The 17430-nt window shown below is 63.2% G+C and carries 17 protein-coding genes and 3 pseudogenes; 10 read left to right on the top strand and 10 right to left on the bottom strand.

All coding sequences use genetic code 11. The features are described from left to right. Positions 1-361: 361 nt before the first annotated feature. From ACSHT2_RS33885 to ACSHT2_RS33860, 6 genes are all read right to left on the bottom strand, one after another. Positions 362-682, bottom strand: a complete 321-nt coding sequence (locus tag ACSHT2_RS33885; protein ID WP_246919373.1) for a DUF736 domain-containing protein — start codon at positions 680-682, stop codon at positions 362-364. Positions 683-1601: 919 nt separating this feature from the next. Next, entirely contained in the window at positions 1602-1895 is a 294-nt protein-coding gene (locus ACSHT2_RS33880; protein ID WP_440639396.1) for a PepSY domain-containing protein, read from the bottom strand. A gap of 113 nt (positions 1896-2008) precedes the next feature. Next, positions 2009-3409: a sensor histidine kinase gene (locus ACSHT2_RS33875; RefSeq protein ID WP_440639395.1), complete on the bottom strand. Its 1401-nt coding sequence runs from the start codon at positions 3407-3409 to the stop codon at positions 2009-2011. After that, positions 3406-4071, bottom strand: a complete 666-nt coding sequence (locus tag ACSHT2_RS33870) for a response regulator transcription factor (RefSeq protein ID WP_440639393.1) — start codon at positions 4069-4071, stop codon at positions 3406-3408. The genes ACSHT2_RS33875 and ACSHT2_RS33870 overlap by 4 nt, the downstream gene beginning before the upstream one ends. Then, positions 4071-4388: a PepSY domain-containing protein gene (locus ACSHT2_RS33865; protein ID WP_440639392.1), complete on the bottom strand. Its 318-nt coding sequence runs from the start codon at positions 4386-4388 to the stop codon at positions 4071-4073. Before ACSHT2_RS33865 ends, ACSHT2_RS33870 begins: the two co-directional genes overlap by 1 nt. A 94-nt stretch (positions 4389-4482) precedes the next feature. After that, entirely contained in the window at positions 4483-5031 is a 549-nt protein-coding gene (locus ACSHT2_RS33860) for a cytochrome b (RefSeq protein ID WP_440639391.1), read from the bottom strand. 239 nt (positions 5032-5270) lie between these two features. Between ACSHT2_RS33860 and ACSHT2_RS33855 the strand changes: the two genes are divergently transcribed. The 4 genes from ACSHT2_RS33855 (at position 5271) to ACSHT2_RS33840 (ending at position 8171) form a co-directional block, all read left to right on the top strand. Then, positions 5271-5510 (top strand): PepSY domain-containing protein, encoded by a 240-nt coding sequence (locus tag ACSHT2_RS33855; RefSeq protein ID WP_440642993.1) that lies wholly within the window; start codon positions 5271-5273, stop codon positions 5508-5510. A 10-nt stretch (positions 5511-5520) separates the two neighbouring features. Then, a complete protein-coding gene (locus tag ACSHT2_RS33850) occupies positions 5521-6087 on the top strand; it encodes a cytochrome b/b6 domain-containing protein (protein WP_440639390.1) in 567 nt (188 codons plus the stop codon). A gap of 50 nt (positions 6088-6137) precedes the next feature. After that, positions 6138-6833, top strand: coding sequence for a VIT1/CCC1 transporter family protein (locus tag ACSHT2_RS33845; RefSeq protein WP_440639388.1), 696 nt, complete (start codon positions 6138-6140; stop codon positions 6831-6833). 111 nt (positions 6834-6944) lie between these two features. Then, positions 6945-8171 carry an APC family permease gene (locus ACSHT2_RS33840; RefSeq protein ID WP_440639387.1) on the top strand — a complete coding sequence of 409 codons (1227 nt, stop codon included), beginning with the start codon at positions 6945-6947 and terminating at the stop codon, positions 8169-8171. A 71-nt stretch (positions 8172-8242) separates the two neighbouring features. Here the strand turns inward: ACSHT2_RS33840 and ACSHT2_RS33835 are convergent. Continuing rightward, positions 8243-8504, bottom strand: a pseudogene (locus tag ACSHT2_RS33835) (Ku protein); the annotation flags it as partial. 157 nt (positions 8505-8661) lie between these two features. Here ACSHT2_RS33835 and ACSHT2_RS33830 point away from each other — a divergent pair. Together ACSHT2_RS33830 and ACSHT2_RS33825 are read left to right on the top strand one after the other, a co-directional pair. Then, positions 8662-8807, top strand: a pseudogene (locus ACSHT2_RS33830) (DUF736 domain-containing protein); the annotation flags it as partial. 210 nt (positions 8808-9017) lie between these two features. Continuing rightward, on the top strand, positions 9018-9374 hold the full coding sequence (locus ACSHT2_RS33825; RefSeq protein WP_440639385.1) for a hypothetical protein: 357 nt from the start codon (positions 9018-9020) through the stop codon (positions 9372-9374). 71 nt (positions 9375-9445) lie between these two features. Here ACSHT2_RS33825 and ACSHT2_RS33820 read toward each other — a convergent pair. Then, positions 9446-10300, bottom strand: a pseudogene (locus ACSHT2_RS33820) (DUF2493 domain-containing protein); the annotation flags it as partial. A gap of 560 nt (positions 10301-10860) precedes the next feature. Between ACSHT2_RS33820 and ACSHT2_RS33815 the strand changes: the two are divergent. Together ACSHT2_RS33815 and ACSHT2_RS33810 are read left to right on the top strand one after the other, a co-directional pair. Then, positions 10861-11424, top strand: a complete 564-nt coding sequence (locus ACSHT2_RS33815; RefSeq protein WP_440639383.1) for a GAF domain-containing protein — start codon at positions 10861-10863, stop codon at positions 11422-11424. A gap of 279 nt (positions 11425-11703) precedes the next feature. Beyond that, positions 11704-12384 (top strand): helix-turn-helix domain-containing protein, encoded by a 681-nt coding sequence (locus ACSHT2_RS33810; RefSeq protein ID WP_440639381.1) that lies wholly within the window; start codon positions 11704-11706, stop codon positions 12382-12384. 529 nt (positions 12385-12913) lie between these two features. Here ACSHT2_RS33810 and ACSHT2_RS33805 read toward each other — a convergent pair. Further along, a complete protein-coding gene (locus ACSHT2_RS33805; protein ID WP_440639380.1) occupies positions 12914-13354 on the bottom strand; it encodes a hypothetical protein in 441 nt (146 codons plus the stop codon). 274 nt (positions 13355-13628) lie between these two features. Between ACSHT2_RS33805 and ACSHT2_RS33800 the strand changes: the two genes are divergently transcribed. Beyond that, on the top strand, positions 13629-13880 hold the full coding sequence (locus ACSHT2_RS33800) for a hypothetical protein (RefSeq protein WP_440639378.1): 252 nt from the start codon (positions 13629-13631) through the stop codon (positions 13878-13880). A 146-nt stretch (positions 13881-14026) separates the two neighbouring features. Here the strand turns inward: ACSHT2_RS33800 and ACSHT2_RS33795 are convergent, their stop codons facing one another. Then, on the bottom strand, positions 14027-14899 hold the full coding sequence (locus tag ACSHT2_RS33795) for a ferritin-like domain-containing protein (protein ID WP_440642992.1): 873 nt from the start codon (positions 14897-14899) through the stop codon (positions 14027-14029). A gap of 201 nt (positions 14900-15100) precedes the next feature. Here ACSHT2_RS33795 and ACSHT2_RS33790 point away from each other — a divergent pair, with 201 nt between their 5' ends. Then, the gene (locus tag ACSHT2_RS33790; protein WP_440639376.1) at positions 15101-17410 is read left to right on the top strand and encodes a 4Fe-4S binding protein; all 2310 of its coding nucleotides are present in this window, start codon (positions 15101-15103) and stop codon (positions 17408-17410) included. Positions 17411-17430: the final 20 nt, after the last annotated feature.

Genomic DNA, 17430 nt, shown 5'->3' with positions numbered 1-17430 from the left:
AGTATTCTCACAAGGCGCATTCAGTCATGCCGCAGATCACTGGCATGGCGGACGGTCGACTTGACGGACGGGGCGGCGCGGCGGTCGTCGCCATGTACGACCAGTTCTTCGTGGCCGCAGGACTTTGAGCCACCGGCCGGGCCGATCCTGATTCAGCGGCAGCTATGGCCGCTCCAGTGCGCCGCCCTGTCACAAGAATGCCAGGTCACTCCTGCTCCTGCTCGAAGGGCACCGGGTGAGCCGGAACGTGGACGATATCGTCTGATGGCGCGTTTGCTCCAGCCTCGGCCCGAGACTGGAGCGCTTGCTCCGGAGGAGGAAGCCCCGCCCGGCGCACCGGACGGGGCCTGGAGCGGCGCTCTTAGTCGCCGTTCTTGCGCGGCCGCGACCACAGAAGGGTGTAGCCCTCGCCGGCTTCGTCATCGAACAGGTTCGCGTAGATCGGCGCGTTGAACGAGGGGTCGTCGAGCTTGAGCGAGAGGTAGTCGCGGCCCTCCTCGGAACGCTTCGACCAAGCTGCCCCGATCTCAGCCCGGCCCACGTAGATGCGGTGGCTGGGAGCGTTATCGTTGGATCGGTTGGTCTCGGCGACGATACGGACGCCCTTGGCCTGCAGGCTCAGGGTGACGATCTCGCCCTGGAAGTCGTTGCCGACCTTCTTGAAAGAACCGATGTTAGCCATGTCACTTCTCCTGTTGTGCTTCGAGCCCGCGACCACCGCGGCCTCGATGGCGATCTGCAGGCCGAGGACGATCGGCGACGCACCCGCTCGCGGGCCGAAGCGCAGCGGAGGACGTCGTTGCGGCGACTTTCTTGCCTCGCGAGGAATGGGCGGAGCCCAGGGGAAGAAAGTCGCAGCAACGGCGTTGCGGCTCAGACGATCGAGGCGCAGCCGGTCTTCGGCCAGATCAAGCCATCAAAGAGGCCACGTGGTCTGCGTGCTGAACCGCAATCGTAAGAGAAGACTTGGCTAATCTCGGTTGTGCTGAACAGAGGTGGGTACGATTCGGCGCAGAAAGAGAAACAATCTGCCGCAAAGGACGGTATCGTCCCGGAAGGAACGATCGACCACGGTGCCCGTCCACCGCAGCTATGTGGGCCAGACAGAGATTGGTAGGGCTCACTTTAAGCGGTCTGAGGGGCCATCGCCGTGCTGCAAGACGCCGGCGCCCATCAGCGAGTGCAAGCAGCACAGGTGGATGTAGGAGCGTGCGGATCCGCACGCACGCGTGCGCGCTTTCGAGATCGCGCGTCGAGAGCCGCCGGCCGGCGTTTCACGGGAGGCAGCCATCCGGAAATCGATGACTTGCTGGACTCGATGGGCGACACCTGCCCGGAGTGCCCGCCGGAAGCCGACCAGGCCGCTTCGTCGGCCGCGCTGCGCGCGTCGGGCGCCGCTCGTGTTCGCGCGACCTCAAGCCAAGTCTGGGCCAACTCGATCCAGCGCCGCCGCTCGGCGCCATGGGCCGCCGCGGCATGCTGCATGGCCACAACGGCCTCGCGTTCGGGATCGTACTCGGTGTCCATCGTGGGAGAATGTATTCTGAGAACGTAAACGATCACGGGAGCGCGAGGCCGTAAGAATTTGGTGTCGAAGTTGGTCAGTCAGCTCCCGGGGCGGCCCGCAGCAGCTCACCCGTTGCGGGATCGAACTTCGCCTTCACCGGCACCCCACTCTCCCGATCGACGATGCGGGCTTTGACGACCCCGTCGTCGACCTCGACAGTCCGGATGTCGTAACCGAGGAAGTCGATCTTCTTTTTGAACTCGTCTACCGGCATCGCCAAGCTTGGCGAGGTCTGATGAAGAGAACGATCGGCGTGTTCCGCCTGAGCGGTCGCGGTCGAAGCAGCCAACAGGCTGATGGCGGCGAAAGCAATAATGGGTCTGCGCATTGTTGGTCCTTCGTTTGGATGAGGCGGCTTCCGCCGCATGCGCGTGTGATACTCCGCACGGACAGTCGAGCCGCTGACGGCTCATGTCAGGGACATGTCAGGCTTGCTGCGGATCAAGCCGAGGACGGCATCGTCTCTTTTGACGGGCTGCAATGCGAGAGCAACGCAAATCTTGGAGCGATTGCCGCCTTCAAGCCGCCGAGCTCCGACATCGAGAGCTCCAGCTTCCACCCGTAGGCATCCAGGACGTCCTGCACGATGGCAAGGCCCAGACCCGCGGCGCCACCTCGCTCGTCCAGGCGAGCGCCGCGCTCGATCACGCGCGCAAGCTGGTTCGGCTCGATGCCCTCGCCGTCGTCTTCGATGGCAAGCGACGGCCGGTCGTGATCGGCGGTCACGCGGACCCGTCCTGCAGCGTGGCGGGCGGCGTTCTCGATCAGATTGCCGAGAACTTCCGCAAGGTCGGTCCTGTCGAGCCGCACACGGAGATCGTCGGCGACAAGGTTCTCGAACCTCACACGCCCACCGTCGGGCGTGCGCGACAGGGTAGCGATGATGGAGCCGACGAGCGGGCTGACGGAAGTGGACGCTGCGGGAGCACCTCTTGCACGACCACGAACCCTCGCGCGGGCGAGCTCGCGGTCGACATGGCGAGCCATGCCCTCTCCGACGGCTTCGATATCCCGAGCGATTTCGTGCTCGCCCCGCTCGCGCAGGCGAGAGGCATCGGCCGCGAGAGCAGCGAGCGGCGTCTTCAGCCCGTGAGCCAGATCGGCGGCGCGGCCGCGGGACCGTTCGATCTCGCCTTCCTGGGCGTCAACCAGTGCGTTGACTTCCTCGACGAGGGGATGGACCTCCGCCGGGACCGAGGACGGCAGATGGCGGCTCCGCCCCGCTCTAATATCGGCCACTCCCCGACGTAGCGCGACCAGCGGACGCAGTCCGACGCTGACCTGGATCCACGTCGCAGCGGCCAGGACGCAGCCGAGAAGAACGAGCGCCAGCGCGAGGTCCTTGGCGAACGCCAAGCTCGCCGTCGACACTCTTGCGAGATCCTCGGCGACGGCAATGCGGACGATCACCGGCTTGCCGTCCATCGCAAGTGTGACGGCGCGCTCGGCGACCAGCACGCGCTGTTCTCCTGGACCCGTCGCTTCGTGCTGGTGCGTTTCGCCAGGCCCGAGCCGATCGATCGGGAGCTTCATCGCAGAATCCCACAGGGAGCGCGAGCGCAGAAGCTGGCCGCGGTCGTCATCGACCTGCCAATAGAGACCGGAAAGCGGCTCGGCGAACCGCGGATCGACGGGTGTGTGCATGAGGACCAGCTTGCCTTGCGGATCGACGTCGATGCCCGCGAGAAGCTGCTTCAGATGGATGTCGAGATCTTGAGCCAAGGTGCGCGAGACATGGCGTTCGAAGGCGACAACGAGCGCGCCCCCCGCGACCGCGAGCGCGATCAGGATCGCCACAATGCCGCCAGCGACGAGCCGTAGCTTGAGCGAATGCTGGTTCATGCTGGCTCCTCGGGCATCAAGTAGCCGAAGCCACGCCGCGTCTCGATCGCGTGGGCGCCTAGCTTCTTGCGCACCCTACCGACCAGAACCTCGAGCGTGTTCGAGTCGTGCTCTTCGCCGTGACCGTAAACGTTCTCGTCGATCTCCTGCTGCGACACAACCCGGCCGCGGTGGCGGAGGAGGTGGGCGACGAGCCTGTACTCGAGCGGCGAAAGCGCGATCGGCACGCCCCGTCGGGTCACCTTCATCTGCCGCTCGTCCAGCGCGATCTCGCCCGCCGTCAAGACAGATGAGCCGTGCCCCGCCGACCGCCGCACGATGGACCGCAGCCGCGCCAGAAGCTCCTCCATCCGGAACGGCTTAGGCAGGTAGTCGTCCGCGCCGACGTCGATGCCGTCAACGCGCTCGGCCCAGCTGCCCCTTGCGCTGAGGATGAGAACCGGCATGTGGCGGCCGTTCGCGCGCCAGCGTTTCAGGACTGCGAGACCATCCATGCCGGGCAGACCCAGGTCGAGAATGACGGCGCCGTAGTCCTCGGTATCACCAAGGAACCAGGCGTCCTCACCGTTCGCGACGGTTTCGACCACGTGCCCGGATGCTTCGAGCGTGCGTGAGACATCCGACGCGATCCGTGGGTCATCCTCGACGAGAAGCACGCGCATTACTTCTCCTTGGTCCGCTCGACTTCGCCGCTCTTGGCATCGACGTGGATTTCGAACAGCCGACCCTTGCCGTCGAGCACGCGGAATTCGTAGATCCACGCGCCGGCTTCCCGCTCGAGCTTCACACCGACGACGTCGCCGGGAAGCTTGCCCTTCACCACGTTGAGAATGTCGGCGAGCGGACGGATCTCGCCAGCCTCGACGGCGCGCCGCGCATCATCGTGGTCGCGAGCGAAGGTCGGTCCGCCCCCGACGCCTGCCAGAACGACGGCCGCAAGAAAGATCGATCGCATGATGGAACGAACTTTCGGATTCATGGACAATTTCGATCTTCAATACGCCATGCGTGCCACGCCTGATCTGACAGCTTGCTGACTTGCGCCGTCCGCCTGAGCGTCGCAGGGGTCGCGACTAAGGCTTCATCCGATCAAGAAGGCGGTCGCGCCACGCGTACTGATGTACCAGCGCCGCCGCCGCGTGCAGGCACGCAACAAGGACCGTCAAGTTGGCCGCGAGCTCGTGCCACTCGTCGATGCTGTGCCGGGTTGCGGCGTCGCCGGTTCCCAGCTGCGGCAGAGGCCACGCGCCGAACAGATTGAAGCCGCGATACAGCGCATCGACGACTCCCAGAACGACGACCGCGGCAAGGAGCGCGTACAGCGTGTAATGCGTCGCCTTCGCGATCGCATACAGGATGCCCGTGTCGGACGGAGGAAGAGCGCGCCCGAAATGCACTCGCCAAGCCACGCGCGTCAGCAGGACCGCGCCCGTGATCAATCCGAGCACGACATGGATAGACCACACACCGGTGCGGACAGGGCCGCGCGGCACCCAGTCGGCGGTTTGACCTATCACCCAGAGGACCGCGATGAGGCCGACAGTCGTCCAGTGCAGCCAAATCGTCGTCGGATCGTAGCGAGCGACGTCTCGATCGGTGCCGTATGCGGTTGAAGTAACCATGTTCCCAATCCCTCCGATACTCAAGTATGGGCGCAGCCACCTGACCGGTCGCTGACATGGATCAACAGGCGCTCGTCAGCGGCATTCCGGCAGTCTCCCGCCATTCGCCGGCCGCATGGTGCAGCGAGGCGATGGTCACAAGGAGACCCAAAATGCAGAATTCGTCTTTCAAGATCGGCTCCGCGGTGCTCGGCACGGGCGCCTTGCTCAAGCTCTCCGCCCTGGGGGTCGCGGTCGTGATGCTCGGTGCCGGCGCCACCGCCAACGCCGGCAGCCTCGGCAAGCCGTGCACCTCGGCCCCCGAGGCCCAGTGGTTGCCGATGCAACAGCTTCAGGCCAAGGTCGAGGCGCAGGGCTACAAGGTGCAGAAGGCCAAGCTCAAGAACGCCTGCGGCGAACTCTACACGCTCGACCAGAACGGCAACCGGGTCGAGCTGTTCGTCGATCCCACCAACGGCCAGATCATCGGCCAGATGTGATGGTCCGCACATGACAACCATGAGCAACAAGATCGGAGCCGGCGGCGCGATGCCGCCGGCGATGGTCAAGGTCTGGGATCCGTTCGTCCGGATCTTCCACTGGTCGCTGGCGAGCTTGTTCGTTCTGGCCTACGCCACCGGCGATGAGATCGAGCGGGTGCATGTCGCTGCCGGCTACGCTATCGCCGGCCTTCTGGCGATCCGCATCGTCTGGGGTTTCGCCGGCCCGCGGCATGCGCGCTTTTCGAACTTCGTTCGCCCGCCGCGCGAGGTGCTCACCTATCTTCGCGACGTCGTGCTGCTCAGGGCACCCCGCTACATCGGGCACAATCCTGCGGGCGGCGCCATGATCGTGGGACTCCTGATCGCGCTGGCCGGAACGTGCGGCACCGGCTACATGATGACGACGGACGCCTACTGGGGCTCCAAGCTGCTCGAACATTTCCACGAATTCCTGGCCAATCTGACCGTCGGCCTGGTCGTGGCACATGTCCTCGGCGTGCTGATCGCAAGCTTCGAGTATCGCGAAAACCTGGTCGCGTCCATGATCTCCGGCCGCAAGAGGGCCGCCGAATAGGCAACCCTCTTCAACCTCCCCGAAAAGTCCGTCCAACCTGGAGCGTCCCCGTGCCCGCCACTCCGCACATCGAAAAGCACTTCACCTCCACCGAAAGCGTCCGCGACGTCGTGATCGGGATGGCGGACGGACTAACCGTGCCTTTCGCCCTTGCGGCCGGACTTTCCGCGGCCGTCGCCAACACGGACGTGATCGTCACCGCCGGTCTTGCGGAGGTCGTCGCCGGCGCCATCGCGATGGGCCTCGGCGGGTATCTCGCCGCACGCACGGACGCGGAGCACTATGCGGCGGAGGAGAAGCGCGAGCACCACGAAGTCGAACACCTGCGCGAGCGGGAGATCGAGGAAGTCGAGCACGTCTTCCGCGGGTACGGACTTCAAGGGGACGCGTTGAATTCCGTCGTCAGGGCCATCGCGTCCGACAGGCAGCGCTGGGTCGACTTCATGATGCGCTTCGAACTGGGGCTGGAGCGTCCTGATCCGAAACGGGCACCGATCAGCGCCGTCACGATCGGGGGCTCGTACGTGGTCGGCGGCTTGATCCCGCTGGTGCCCTACATGTTCACCAAAGACATCGGTACGGCCCTACAGATCTCGGTCGCGGCCACCGGCGCGGCCCTGCTCTGCTTCGGAGCGGTCAAGGGGCATTTCACCGGGGTCAGCAAGATCAAGTCCGCGGCGCAAACGCTGCTGGTCGGCGGATTGGCCGCAGGGGCGGCGTATTGGCTTGCGCATTTATTCGGTTAGACGTCGCCCCGGCGGAGAGGCCAGCCAATTGATCAGCGTCAAGCACTGCGCGCCTGGTGGTGACAAACAAGCTCTCGTCGGCTCTCACGGGCTCTTCGGCGACCAAAGAAAATGATCACACGAAAAGGGCCTAAGCTGATCCGCTCGCTGACGCTGACGCATGCGGTGCTCTATGGTCTTGGCGTCACGATCGGTGCCGGAATCTACGTCCTGGTCGGGGCGGCGGCGGCACGGAGCGGCATGCACGCGCCTCTGGCGTTCCTTGCCGCCGCGGTCGTGATGGGCATGACCGCAGGGACCTTTGCTGAATTGGGCACGCGACTGCCCGTCGCGGCAAGCGAGGCGGCTTACGTCCAGGCCGCTTTTCATCGCAAGTGGCTTAGCGGCGCCACAGGACTGCTCGTGGTGGCCGCGGCGACGATTTCAGGCGCCACGATCAGCGCCGGGAGTGCCGGTTATATCGGCGTTTTCGTGCCGCTCCCTCCCGTCTGGATCATCGCCGGCGTCGTGCTCGCGATGGGCGCCATCGCCTGCCTGTCCGCGGTTCAATCCATCAGCTTTGCCGGGCTGATGACAGTCGTGGAGATCGGAGGATTGATCCTCATCGTCGCCGCCGCCGTCCTATTTCAGGGAGGCTCGCTGATCTCCCGGCTGCCTGACCTTTGGCCATCGCTAGATGATCCGGGCGCCTGGATCGGCATCGCGCAAACTTCGCTGCTCGCGGTCTTTGCGTTCATCGGCTTCGAACACCTGGTGAACATCTCAGAGGAGATGAAGAGTCCTCGGCGGACCTTGCCTTGGGCGCTTCTCATCACGCTCGGCTTGACCGCGCTTCTGTACGGGGGAGTCGTGTGGATCGCCGTCGTCGCCGTGCCGCCGGCCGAGCTCGCACGCTCCCCCGCCCCGCTCGCCTTGGTATTTCAGCGATTGACCGGTCTTCCTCTGCAAGTCTTGAGCGCCATCGCGATCGTCGCGACCGTCAATGGGATCATCGTTCACATGATCATGATCGGTCGCGTGCTGTATGGCCTGGCCGACCAGGGGAGTCTTCCCGCACTTCTCGGGAAGGTGAACGCCAGAAGCGGCACGCCGATGGTGGCAACCCTCTTCGGAGTCGGAGCCATCCTAATCCTTGCCCTCGGCGTTCCGCTGACGGGACTGGCGGAGTGGACCTCTCGACTGACGCTCGGCATCTTTGCCTTAGTCAATCTGGCGCTTCTTCGGATCAAGACAACCGAGTTGATCCCTCCTGCCGGCGTGTTCTTCGTTCCGATGTGGGTGCCGGTTGCCGGGCTATTGACGACCGCCTCGTTGCTCCTTGTCGATCTGTTCGGGTAGGCCTCGGCCGGAAGCGCGGCGGGTTTGCAAGCCATGCCGTCGCGGGATCTAACCAGATGCCGAAGGGATGGCTAGGCCGACTTCCGCCGCGCCCCCGCCGACGGCTTCTTCGTCGCCGCTTGGTTCGCGGGCTTCTTGCCGGCGATCGGCATCAGCATCTCTTTCTGGCCTGTCGCCGCGTTGCGCAGCTTCTTGACGAGCTTGCCTGCCTTCACCGGCGTGGGCTCCTTGCCAACGCTCCGCTGCAGCGCCTCCATCAAGTCGACGACGTTGCGCGCCGCCGGCCTCCTCCGGTGTGATCGGCTTGCTGCCGCGCTTCCGGTCGATGAGTTCAAAGGCGGGTGACCTGCAGGCCAAAGGCTTGCTAAGCAACATCGGCACATGTTCCCGCACGGAGACGGCGACTTGCCCACCGCCGCTGCTCCTCAGCAGAAGCCCGCTGAACAGAGGTCACGGGCGGTCTTGTCCGGAAGGAATGATCGAGCACGGCGCACCGCCCCGCCGCAGCTATGTAGGCCAGCAGAGATTAGTCGGGCGTGCATAAAGCGCTCCGAGGAGAAGTGCGGTTACCTCTCGCTCAAGCTCGATGATCCCTCGTTCAACGTGACGCCCCGTGCCGTCTTGCTCGACGGATGATGGCGACGAAGCCTCACCGCTCGTGCGCGGCGGCTCTGAGAACCGGTTCAGGCGCATTCTCCACCGCCCGGCCGACTCCGACGGGCGGGTCTCCGCAAACACGGTCAAACGCGTCCATGCCGTGCCGCCAATGCAAACCGCACCCAGGCCCGCGAAGACCTCGCGCCAAGCCAGCGAAGGCACCCCAATCTGCGACAGGCCAAACACCACATGATAGCCAGCGATTGCCGCAGGGACGGCGAATGCGGCTCCGATCACAACGCGCAAGATCAAGGACCGACTAACGGCGACGGCGAGCTGACCCGCGGCAAGGGTCAGCGTGCCAGAAGCAATTCCGATAAGCAGTGCGCCGAAGACGCCCGCGCCATGACGATATGCCAAAATCCCGGCACTGAGTGCGACGAACAACGGCAGGGCATACACTGCGAGCGCAAAGATCACCCAGCAGAACAGACCGATACCAAGTATGTTGAGAACAAGCCCGAACGCGAGCATGGTGGTGGCTCCATGTGCATGGATTTATCAATCGCGCCTTCCACCACCACCACGGCGCAAGTTCTAATGTAGAAATCGGAAACGAGGCAGAGTTGCGGCAGCTGCAACTCCGCTTTGACGCCGCAGAGGCGAGACGACGGCGCTCACGCGCCGCCGAACCGCCAAACGGGAATGCCGAGCCGCTTCGCTTTGTCGGCGAAGTTGTCCTGAATTCCCGTGCCTGGGAAATGCATGACGCCGATTGGCAGGAGTTCGAGCATGGCGTCGTTGCGTTTGAAGGGGGCTGCCTTGGCATGTTTCGTCCAGTCGGGCTTGAAGGCGATCTGAGGCACCTTGCGATTGGTCGCCCATTTCGCAGCGATCAGTTCAGCGCCTTTCGGGGAGCCGCCATGGAGGAGGACCATGTCGGGATGCTTGGCATGAACCTTGTCGAGGCGATCCCAGATGAGGTGGTGGTCATTGAAGTCGAGCCCGCCGGTGAGTGCGATCTTCGGCCCCGGCGGCAACATGACCTCAGTCTCGGCGCGGCGTTTTGCTGCGATGAAGTCACGGGAGTCGATCATTGCCGCGGTGAGCGTGCGGTGATTGACCAATGATCCCGACCGAGGACGCCAGGCCGAACCGGTGTGGACCTCAAATCGCTCGATGGCCTGATCCCGGAACAGTTCCAGGCAATTGCGACGCTCGATCAGTGAGATGCCTTGGGCCGTCAGGCGCTCGAGTTCGACCGATCGCACTTCCGAGCCGTTCTGCTCGCGCTGGCTCTTGTGCTGCGCCTGCTCGTTGTCATCGAGCTGCCGTTGGACGCGGTCGACGGCCCGATGGAACAGGTTGACGGTCGACCAGAGCAGATCATCAAGGTCCGGCTCAAGCCGCGTGTCGTCGAGGGTCGCAACCAGGGCGTCGAAGATATCGACTACGGCGCCGGCGATCATCTTGCCTTCCGGAAGCGGCCTTGGATCGGGCTGGTCGTCGAAGGGACGATAGCCGAAGAGCTTTGCAAAAAGAGGCTCTGACGAAGGACGCTCAAGCTGACGGCGAGCGAGTAGCGCAGGCACTCGCAACCGGCCACGGGATAAGCCGACCTTCCTGGTGGAGAGGTCTAGACCAAAACGCGCTGCGGCGCCGGGAGCCGGATCGCTCGACGGCTACAACGATGCGCGGAAAGGGTGGTCTCACCTGAGACCGCTCGTAGTTCGCGAAACCGGCGCTGTCCGGCTCAACTAGTTTGCATGGTCCGATCGAGGGGAGGCAGAAGGCCGGTCGGCGAGAGCGTGAGTGAGGCCAGCGCTCCTCGCGGAACCAAAACGCCGGAACTCGGGCCGTACCTCCCCGGCATTTTCCCTTGGGGCTAACCGTAGATCGACCGCCATCGGCCACGGTCCTGACCAGTTGATCAGATTGAGTGCCATTGCGCCGCTTCTGCCCGCCCCCGGGTTGCAATGGAACCCTGGTCGCCCAGGAGTCGGACCCGCCGCCTTTTTTCTTGCTTCAACGTCGATTAAACTCCACTTCCGGTTTGGTGAGCCCCCTCGGAGAGTGACCTGTGTTGAGGCACATGACCCGGCGCCTAGTTCGCAATCGTGATCTTGAGGGGGTAGTGCAAGCTATTCTGGACGATGTCATCGCCTTGCTCGGCTCAGAATACGGCAACGTACAACTTCCTGTTGGCGACGAGTTGGCGATAGCGGCGCAGCGTGGCCTCTCAGCGGAATTCCTCAAAGCGTTCTGGCGTGTCAACAAAGACGATGGCAGCGCCTGCGGCAGAGCACTGGAGCTGCGTGTTCCCGTCATTATTCCCGATATAGAAAAAGATGATGGCTTTGCTGTCTTCCGGCGGCACGCACGCCATGCTGGCTTTCGGGCTGTGCAAAGCACCCCCATGTTCACGAGGGATGGGCACCTGTTCGGAATCGTCTCCACTCATTTCGTCAACGTTCACGAGCCAACGCCAATCGAAATGAATACGCTGAAGGCGTATAGCCGCATCGCGGCTGAATATGCTTGGTTGGTGCTAGACGAGAGCTTTGAAACGCTCGCCGCGACGGCTCAACAGATGAGCGCGGAATTGTACAATCGCACGTTGGCCAAAGACGCACAGAGTGCAGCATCGGCGCGGTGATGCGATCGGATGAAAGTTAACGCAGGGGCTGATCTCTGTCGGGTCTTCGACCTGATGCAGCCGGAACACAAGCGGCCCGTTCGGTCCCGCCAGCAGCTCCACTCGCCTCGGAGATTTCGGACCTTGCTCAGCTTAGAACTCGCATGGCAGAAGAGGAGGCGCCGCGGAAGCCCGCGAAGACCTAAGGAAACATACGTAGGGAGATTTCCTTACGAGTTTTGCCGAACTTTTCGAGCGCTGCCTGTCCGGGTACTTGATCTCCATCAAAAGGAGATTTCGATGCTCACCGCCGCCCTTCAGGTAAACCCGCTTCTCCGCCAGAATTGCGCTCCGGCGCCGCGCGTTTCCGATCAATTCGCTGCCATCGCTGGTCTGATCGCGAGCGAATTTTCCTTCAAGAAGGACGAGGAGATCTTCGGCGAAGGTGAGCCGTCCGAGTACGTCTACCAAGTCGTGTCTGGTTCGGTGAGGACCTACAAGCTTCTGTCCGATGGCCGGCGTCAGATCGGCTCATTTCATGTGCCCGGCGATGTGTTCGGCCTGGAATCGGGCACGACCCATCGCATGACTGCGGAGGCCATCCTCGATACCACCGTGCGCCTGGTAAAGCGCTCCGCAATTGAGAAAGCCACGACAATGGACGTGCAGGTCGCGCGCAAACTGTGGAGCATGACGGCTGCGGAACTTAGTCACGCCGAAGATCACATGCTGCTGCTAGGTCGCAAGACGGCAATTGAAAAGGTCGCGACGTTCCTGCTTGAAATGGACCGCCGGCTCGCCGGCGCGGGCATGCTGGCGCTGCCGATGTGCCGCCGGGACATCGGCGACTATCTTGGCCTAACACTTGAGACAATTTCCAGGGCGCTTTCTCAACTCCACACCGAAGGCGTTTTAGGCTTTTCGGGGGCCAGGCAGATCGTACTGCGCAATCGTCAACGGCTGCGGGACATGGACGCTTAAAGGGCAGCGGGTGCAACAGAGCCGAACTCGGCACCGGCGGCGAACTAGGACAGAGTTCCCCGCCGGTTCAGGGGTCCTCAATGAAGATGGCTGCGAAGCTTCGCCACGATGAGGCGGAGATCGTCGGCATATTCCTCGATGATTTTGAGTGCCTCGTCTCGCCGTCCGGCCGTGGGTTTGGATGCGGGACCCGACCTCTCGTCAGGCTTCCGGGATGGGATCTGTTCTGACCGTTTCATAACCGCAGCATGGTGGATCTTAGAGCAGGAGAGTTGATCCAAATCAGCGGGTCGATCGTCTGACCCCTTCGCCAACGCGCCTTCCTCCGGCGGCCCCCGGCCGAGCCAGCGCTGCGGGAACACGCCAATTGGTAACCGGGAGCCTCGCAGGGGCGTTGAACACGCGCCAACTCTTCGAAGGCTCGCCGACTCCTTCTTCTTGGCTATCAATTGGCAGAACGCATCAACGGCGCCCATCGGGATGCGAAGCGGCATCGGAGCGGCAACCATCCTGGGGATCAGGCCTCAACTCAGTCGCGGTAACGACAAAATTCGTCGCCGTTTTCATATTCAAAGCAGATCTTGACGCGTCGATGCGGCCGATCCTCATCGCGGTATCGCGAGCGACGGTCCATATCTTCATCATCGCGCTGCATCCGCCAATTGCCGCCTGTGGTGCGATGGTCCATATCTTCCATCATACGTCCCATATGCTGCTGACGCATGCGGTCCATACCCGTGCGATCCTCATCGCGCTGTGTCGTCCAGTCTCGCTTAACGCGCCTGTCTTCAGCATTCTTGCGCTCCCTCTCGCGCGCTTGATCGGACTGCTGCGGCGTACGGTCCGGCTGTACAGGAGTGGTTTGAGCTTCGTTTGATCCGGACGCAGTCTCTGGTAGTTGAGCAAAGGTGAAGCCGGAGGCGAGAAAAGAGGAAAGGAACAGAACGGTCGCTAATGCTGACTTACCCATGGTTTATCCTGCTGGCCAATTCTCCTTAACCATGCTGGCCGAGCGATTGTTTCTGGTGAGACCGCACCTTTTTCGAATTGCGGTGCAAGCCGGCGGAAAACTTCTGCCGTGCAATTTGGGCGCGGGGAATTGCCCCGGCGTCAGGCAAAGGGCAGTTTACAGATCCCAGCACGGCAGGCTCTCCGACGTTCTAATCCAACCGAGATCGTCCGCAGGAGGCAAACCTCCGTGCTTCGGGTGAGTTTTGAGGCAGACCATCCCAGCAGGCATACCCATGAACCACTTTTCCGCCATGCTGATCGTCGCCGCCCTGCTGTCTTTCCCGTCGGCGTCTCAACAAAGCTCGAGCTCAGGTGTGGCCGCGCAGTCCACAACGGGCATGAGCAAAGCCGACGACAGAAACCCCATCGGCTTCACGTCCACCCAAAGACAGATGATCGCCTGGAGCATCGCGGGCATCGCCGAGAGGCAGCCTTCGCCGCAAGACTTCCAGCCGAAGCCCGGGCGAAGCTGCGGGACCAGCTGAAACCCGCCCAGAAGCCTGTACGCAGCAACGAGTACCTGATGTTAGAGGACCAGAACCTGCTGCTGGCCAACCCGCAGGACCGGACCATCGCGATCGTGATTCATCTCGACCGCCGTCTCTGAATTCCGTAGCGGCGCTGGGGCGAGTCATTCCGCGTCGAGCGAACGCAGCCAAGCCAACCTCGAGATCGCTCTCTCGGCCAGGTGCTGCAAGGTTTCGACCCGCTCGGCATCGCCGGAGCGCTCGGCATCCTCGAGATAGGCGTCGGCCAGCGCCTCGGCGATCGTCTGCGCGTCCCGCTGCTCGAGGGCCTCCGGAAAGCTTCCGAAATCGCCGACCTCTTCGGCCATCAGCATCGTCTTTTCGCGGAGCTCGCGCGTGCGCACCGCAGCCGCCCCTTCCAGACGCCGCTCGAGAGCCGCAAGGTGCGTCGCGAGACAAAGCTCAAGCCTTCGCGCCTCGATCCACTCCGTCGGCAGGCGCGCCTCGTCTGGCGGCGCTCGCTCGTGCTCTCGACGATAGGCACGGCGCCGTTCCTTCCGCAGCGTCGCCACGTGGCCGAGCTCTTCCTTGGCCATAGTCTCCGACGCCTTCTTGATCTCGGCATCTTTCGAATAGGCGGCGAGATAGGACCAGAAGGCAAAGGCACGCTCCTCGTTGCGCACCGCCAACGCGAGCGCGCGGTAAGGCGTCATCAGGTTCGAAGCCTTGATTTCGGCTGTGGCGTCACGATCGAATGTCTCAGGCGCCTCCCAGCGGACGAGCGCGGGGTCCGGCAACTTCCCGCGGCGCGACTGTGACCAGCGCTGCACGCTATCGACGTGTTCGCGCTCGGCCGCCGCGAGATCGCTGAAAACCGTCAGAAGGTCGGCGCGGTCCTGACGTCGCATCTCTTCGGCGAGTTCCCCGTACTTGGTCGCGGCTTCCTGCTCCATGGCATTAGCAAGCGCGAACAGTTCGTCGAGGGACCGCAGGGTTCCTGCCGGTTCCTTCAAGAGCGTCGTTCGCAACAACGGCATGATCACATTTCCTAGGCTCTTTGATGCAGCGCAAGTTCGAGGCCATTCCTATCATTGTATAGCTCCTCTTGACGCAACTCGATTTGCGTTGGCTCAATGGGTCCGCCCGTCCGGCGTCAATGGCGATCCCGGAACATCAAACTCCAAAATTCGAATCGAATACGCGTGCTCGGGCAGGCCCGTTCCGCTTTGAGGTACTCCATGTTCCGGAGGCGTTTCGCCGTCAAACCACCTGCATCTGCAGCATTTGCGGTCATCTTTGCGATCTGCGCGACGTTGTGGGCACATGCGGCACTCGCGGCCGGCGATCTCGCCAGTTATCTGCCGAAGGTCGCGCCCGCCGACTTCTTCCAAGCAGCCGACCGATTCGGTCCACCGCAGGGGGATCCGCCGATCGTCCCGGTCTACCGCGGCGAGCAGTTGCAAGGATTTGTCTACCTCAATTCTCAGTTCGCCAACGCCACGGGCTATTCCGGCAAGCCGATCCAGGTCCTGATCGGCATCGATACCAAGGGTGTGCTCAAGGGATTTAAGCTGGTCGAGCACAAGGAGCCGATTGTTCTCGTCGGCATTCCGGAGAAGAGGATCCTGGACGCCGTCAACAAGCTGATCGGCGCCGATATGAGCGAAGTGGCGCGCGGCGCCGCGCAGGCGCCCCAAGTCGACATTGTCAGCGGGGCTACGGTGACCGTGCTCGTTTTCGGCGACAGCATCGTCCGTTCCGCGACGAAGCTGATCAAGAGCGGCCGGCTCGGGGCGCAAGGCGGTGCGGCCACGAGCGCAACGCCGCAAGCGTCGAAAGCGATCGATCCCGCAAAGAGCGAGGTTCGCGATTGGCAGACGCTCCTCGGTGACGGCTCGGTCCGGCGGCTCTTCCTCTCGGTTGCGGATATCAACAAGGCGTTCGAAAACACGGGCAACGCCGCCGCGACCGCGCATCCGGAGGCAGGCGATCCCGATGACACATTCATCGATCTGTATGTCGCCGATGTTGCCGTCCCCACGATCGGACGCAGTCTGCTCGGAGACGACGGCTACCAACGGCTCCTGGGCCGTCTCAAACCGGGTCAGCAGGCGCTCGTCGTCGCCGGATCCGGCCGCTACTCGTTCAAGGGAGCCGCGTACGTTCGCGGCGGAATCTTCGACCGCATCGAACTGGTTCAGGAGACCAACAGCGTCCGCTTCCGCGACCGCGATCACACCCGGTTGGGCAGCCTTGCCGCCGAAGGTGCGCCCGACTTTCCGGAGATCGCTCTGTTCACGGTGCCGCCCGAACTCGCCTTCGATCCGGTCGAACCATGGATGCTGCGGCTCCTGGTGCAGCGCGTGGTCGGCGCCCGGGACAAGGCGTTGATCACATTCGATCTCGGCTATACCCTTCCCGAGGCCTACCTGAAGCGTGAGGCGCCGCCGGCGCAGCCTCCACAAGCGGCAGCTTCTAAGGGCTCCGTGACCTCGGTTGCCGAAGCGCGCGAAGTCGGTACGCCGCCGCCCGCGTCCGACGAGGAGCCGCTGTGGATGCGGATCTGGCGCGCCAACACCGTCAAGGTCGGCTTGACCGTGGCGGCGCTCGGGGCGCTCACCCTCATCTTCTTCTTTCAGAACATGCTGGTTCGACATCCAGCCGTGTACGTCTGGGTGCGCCGAGGCTACCTGCTGTTCATCCTTGTCTGGCTTGGCTGGTATGCGAACGCCCAGCTCTCTGTCGTCAACGTCCTGACCTTCGCGAATTCCCTATTGACCGGATTCAGCTGGGACTACTTCCTCTCGGCTCCCCTGATCTTCATCCTCTGGGCATCGATTGCGGCCGGGCTGCTGTTCTGGGGACGTGGACCGTTCTGCGGCTGGCTGTGTCCGTTCGGCGCCCTGCAGGAATTGCTCAACAACGTCGCGCAGGCGCTCAAGGTGCCTCAATTCCGCGTCCCCTGGGGACTTCACGAACGGCTCTGGCCGATCAAGTACATCATCTTCCTCGGCCTGTTCGGGATGTCGCTGTATTCGACCGCCTTCGCGGAGCAGCTTGCCGAGATCGAACCCTTCAAAACCTCCATCATCCTGAAGTTCGCGCGGGAGTGGCCGTTCGTCCTCTATGCGCTGACCCTCCTCGCCGCCGGATTGTTCGTCGAGCGCTTTTTCTGCCGCTACATGTGTCCGCTTGGCGCGGCGCTGGCGATCCCGGGGCGTATCCGGATGTTCGAATGGCTGCGGCGGTGGCCGGAATGCGGCTCGCCCTGTCAGCGCTGCGCCAACGAGTGTCCGGTGCAGGCGATCCATCCGGAAGGCCACATCAACGTCAATGAGTGCATCTACTGCATGCACTGCCAGGAACTGTATTTCGACGACCACCGCTGCCCACACATGATCCAGGTGCGGCTGAAGCGGGAAAAGCGCCAGGCGATGTCGTCGCCATCGATGCGCTCCGGTGGCAAGGGTCCGGACACGGTCATCACCGCCGGCGGGAAACCCGTCCGCGTCTCGCCCGCCGACGTCATCACTCCACCTCCAACCTGAAACCGAAAGCCGAGGAGACC

Source organism: Bradyrhizobium sp. PUT101, from assembly GCF_052043945.1.
Taxonomy (GTDB): domain Bacteria; phylum Pseudomonadota; class Alphaproteobacteria; order Rhizobiales; family Xanthobacteraceae; genus Bradyrhizobium.
Note: the sequence above shows the minus strand (reverse complement) of the source record. Positions and strands in the feature narration are given on the sequence as shown.

Bases quoted from the DNA above. Each gene is read 5' to 3' on its own strand.
- ACSHT2_RS33800 (WP_440639378.1), top strand. From the start codon at position 13,629: ATGAACCACTTTTCCGCCATGCTGATCGTCGCCGCCCTGCTGTCTTTC.
- ACSHT2_RS33810 (WP_440639381.1), top strand. From the start codon at position 11,704: ATGCTCACCGCCGCCCTTCAGGTAAACCCGCTTCTCCGCCAGAATTGC.
- ACSHT2_RS33875 (WP_440639395.1), bottom strand. From the start codon at position 3,409: ATGAACCAGCATTCGCTCAAGCTACGGCTCGTCGCTGGCGGCATTGTG.
- ACSHT2_RS33790 (WP_440639376.1), top strand. From the start codon at position 15,101: ATGTTCCGGAGGCGTTTCGCCGTCAAACCACCTGCATCTGCAGCATTT.
- ACSHT2_RS33870 (WP_440639393.1), bottom strand. From the start codon at position 4,071: ATGCGCGTGCTTCTCGTCGAGGATGACCCACGGATCGCGTCGGATGTC.
- ACSHT2_RS33840 (WP_440639387.1), top strand. From the start codon at position 6,945: ATGATCACACGAAAAGGGCCTAAGCTGATCCGCTCGCTGACGCTGACG.
- ACSHT2_RS33805 (WP_440639380.1), bottom strand. From the start codon at position 13,354: ATGGGTAAGTCAGCATTAGCGACCGTTCTGTTCCTTTCCTCTTTTCTC.
- ACSHT2_RS33865 (WP_440639392.1), bottom strand. From the start codon at position 4,388: ATGAATCCGAAAGTTCGTTCCATCATGCGATCGATCTTTCTTGCGGCC.
- ACSHT2_RS33795 (WP_440642992.1), bottom strand. From the start codon at position 14,899: ATGCCGTTGTTGCGAACGACGCTCTTGAAGGAACCGGCAGGAACCCTG.
- ACSHT2_RS33860 (WP_440639391.1), bottom strand. From the start codon at position 5,031: ATGGTTACTTCAACCGCATACGGCACCGATCGAGACGTCGCTCGCTAC.
- ACSHT2_RS33850 (WP_440639390.1), top strand. From the start codon at position 5,521: ATGACAACCATGAGCAACAAGATCGGAGCCGGCGGCGCGATGCCGCCG.
- ACSHT2_RS33825 (WP_440639385.1), top strand. From the start codon at position 9,018: ATGATAGCCAGCGATTGCCGCAGGGACGGCGAATGCGGCTCCGATCAC.
- ACSHT2_RS33855 (WP_440642993.1), top strand. From the start codon at position 5,271: ATGCTCGGTGCCGGCGCCACCGCCAACGCCGGCAGCCTCGGCAAGCCG.
- ACSHT2_RS33815 (WP_440639383.1), top strand. From the start codon at position 10,861: ATGACCCGGCGCCTAGTTCGCAATCGTGATCTTGAGGGGGTAGTGCAA.
- ACSHT2_RS33880 (WP_440639396.1), bottom strand. From the start codon at position 1,895: ATGCGCAGACCCATTATTGCTTTCGCCGCCATCAGCCTGTTGGCTGCT.
- ACSHT2_RS33885 (WP_246919373.1), bottom strand. From the start codon at position 682: ATGGCTAACATCGGTTCTTTCAAGAAGGTCGGCAACGACTTCCAGGGC.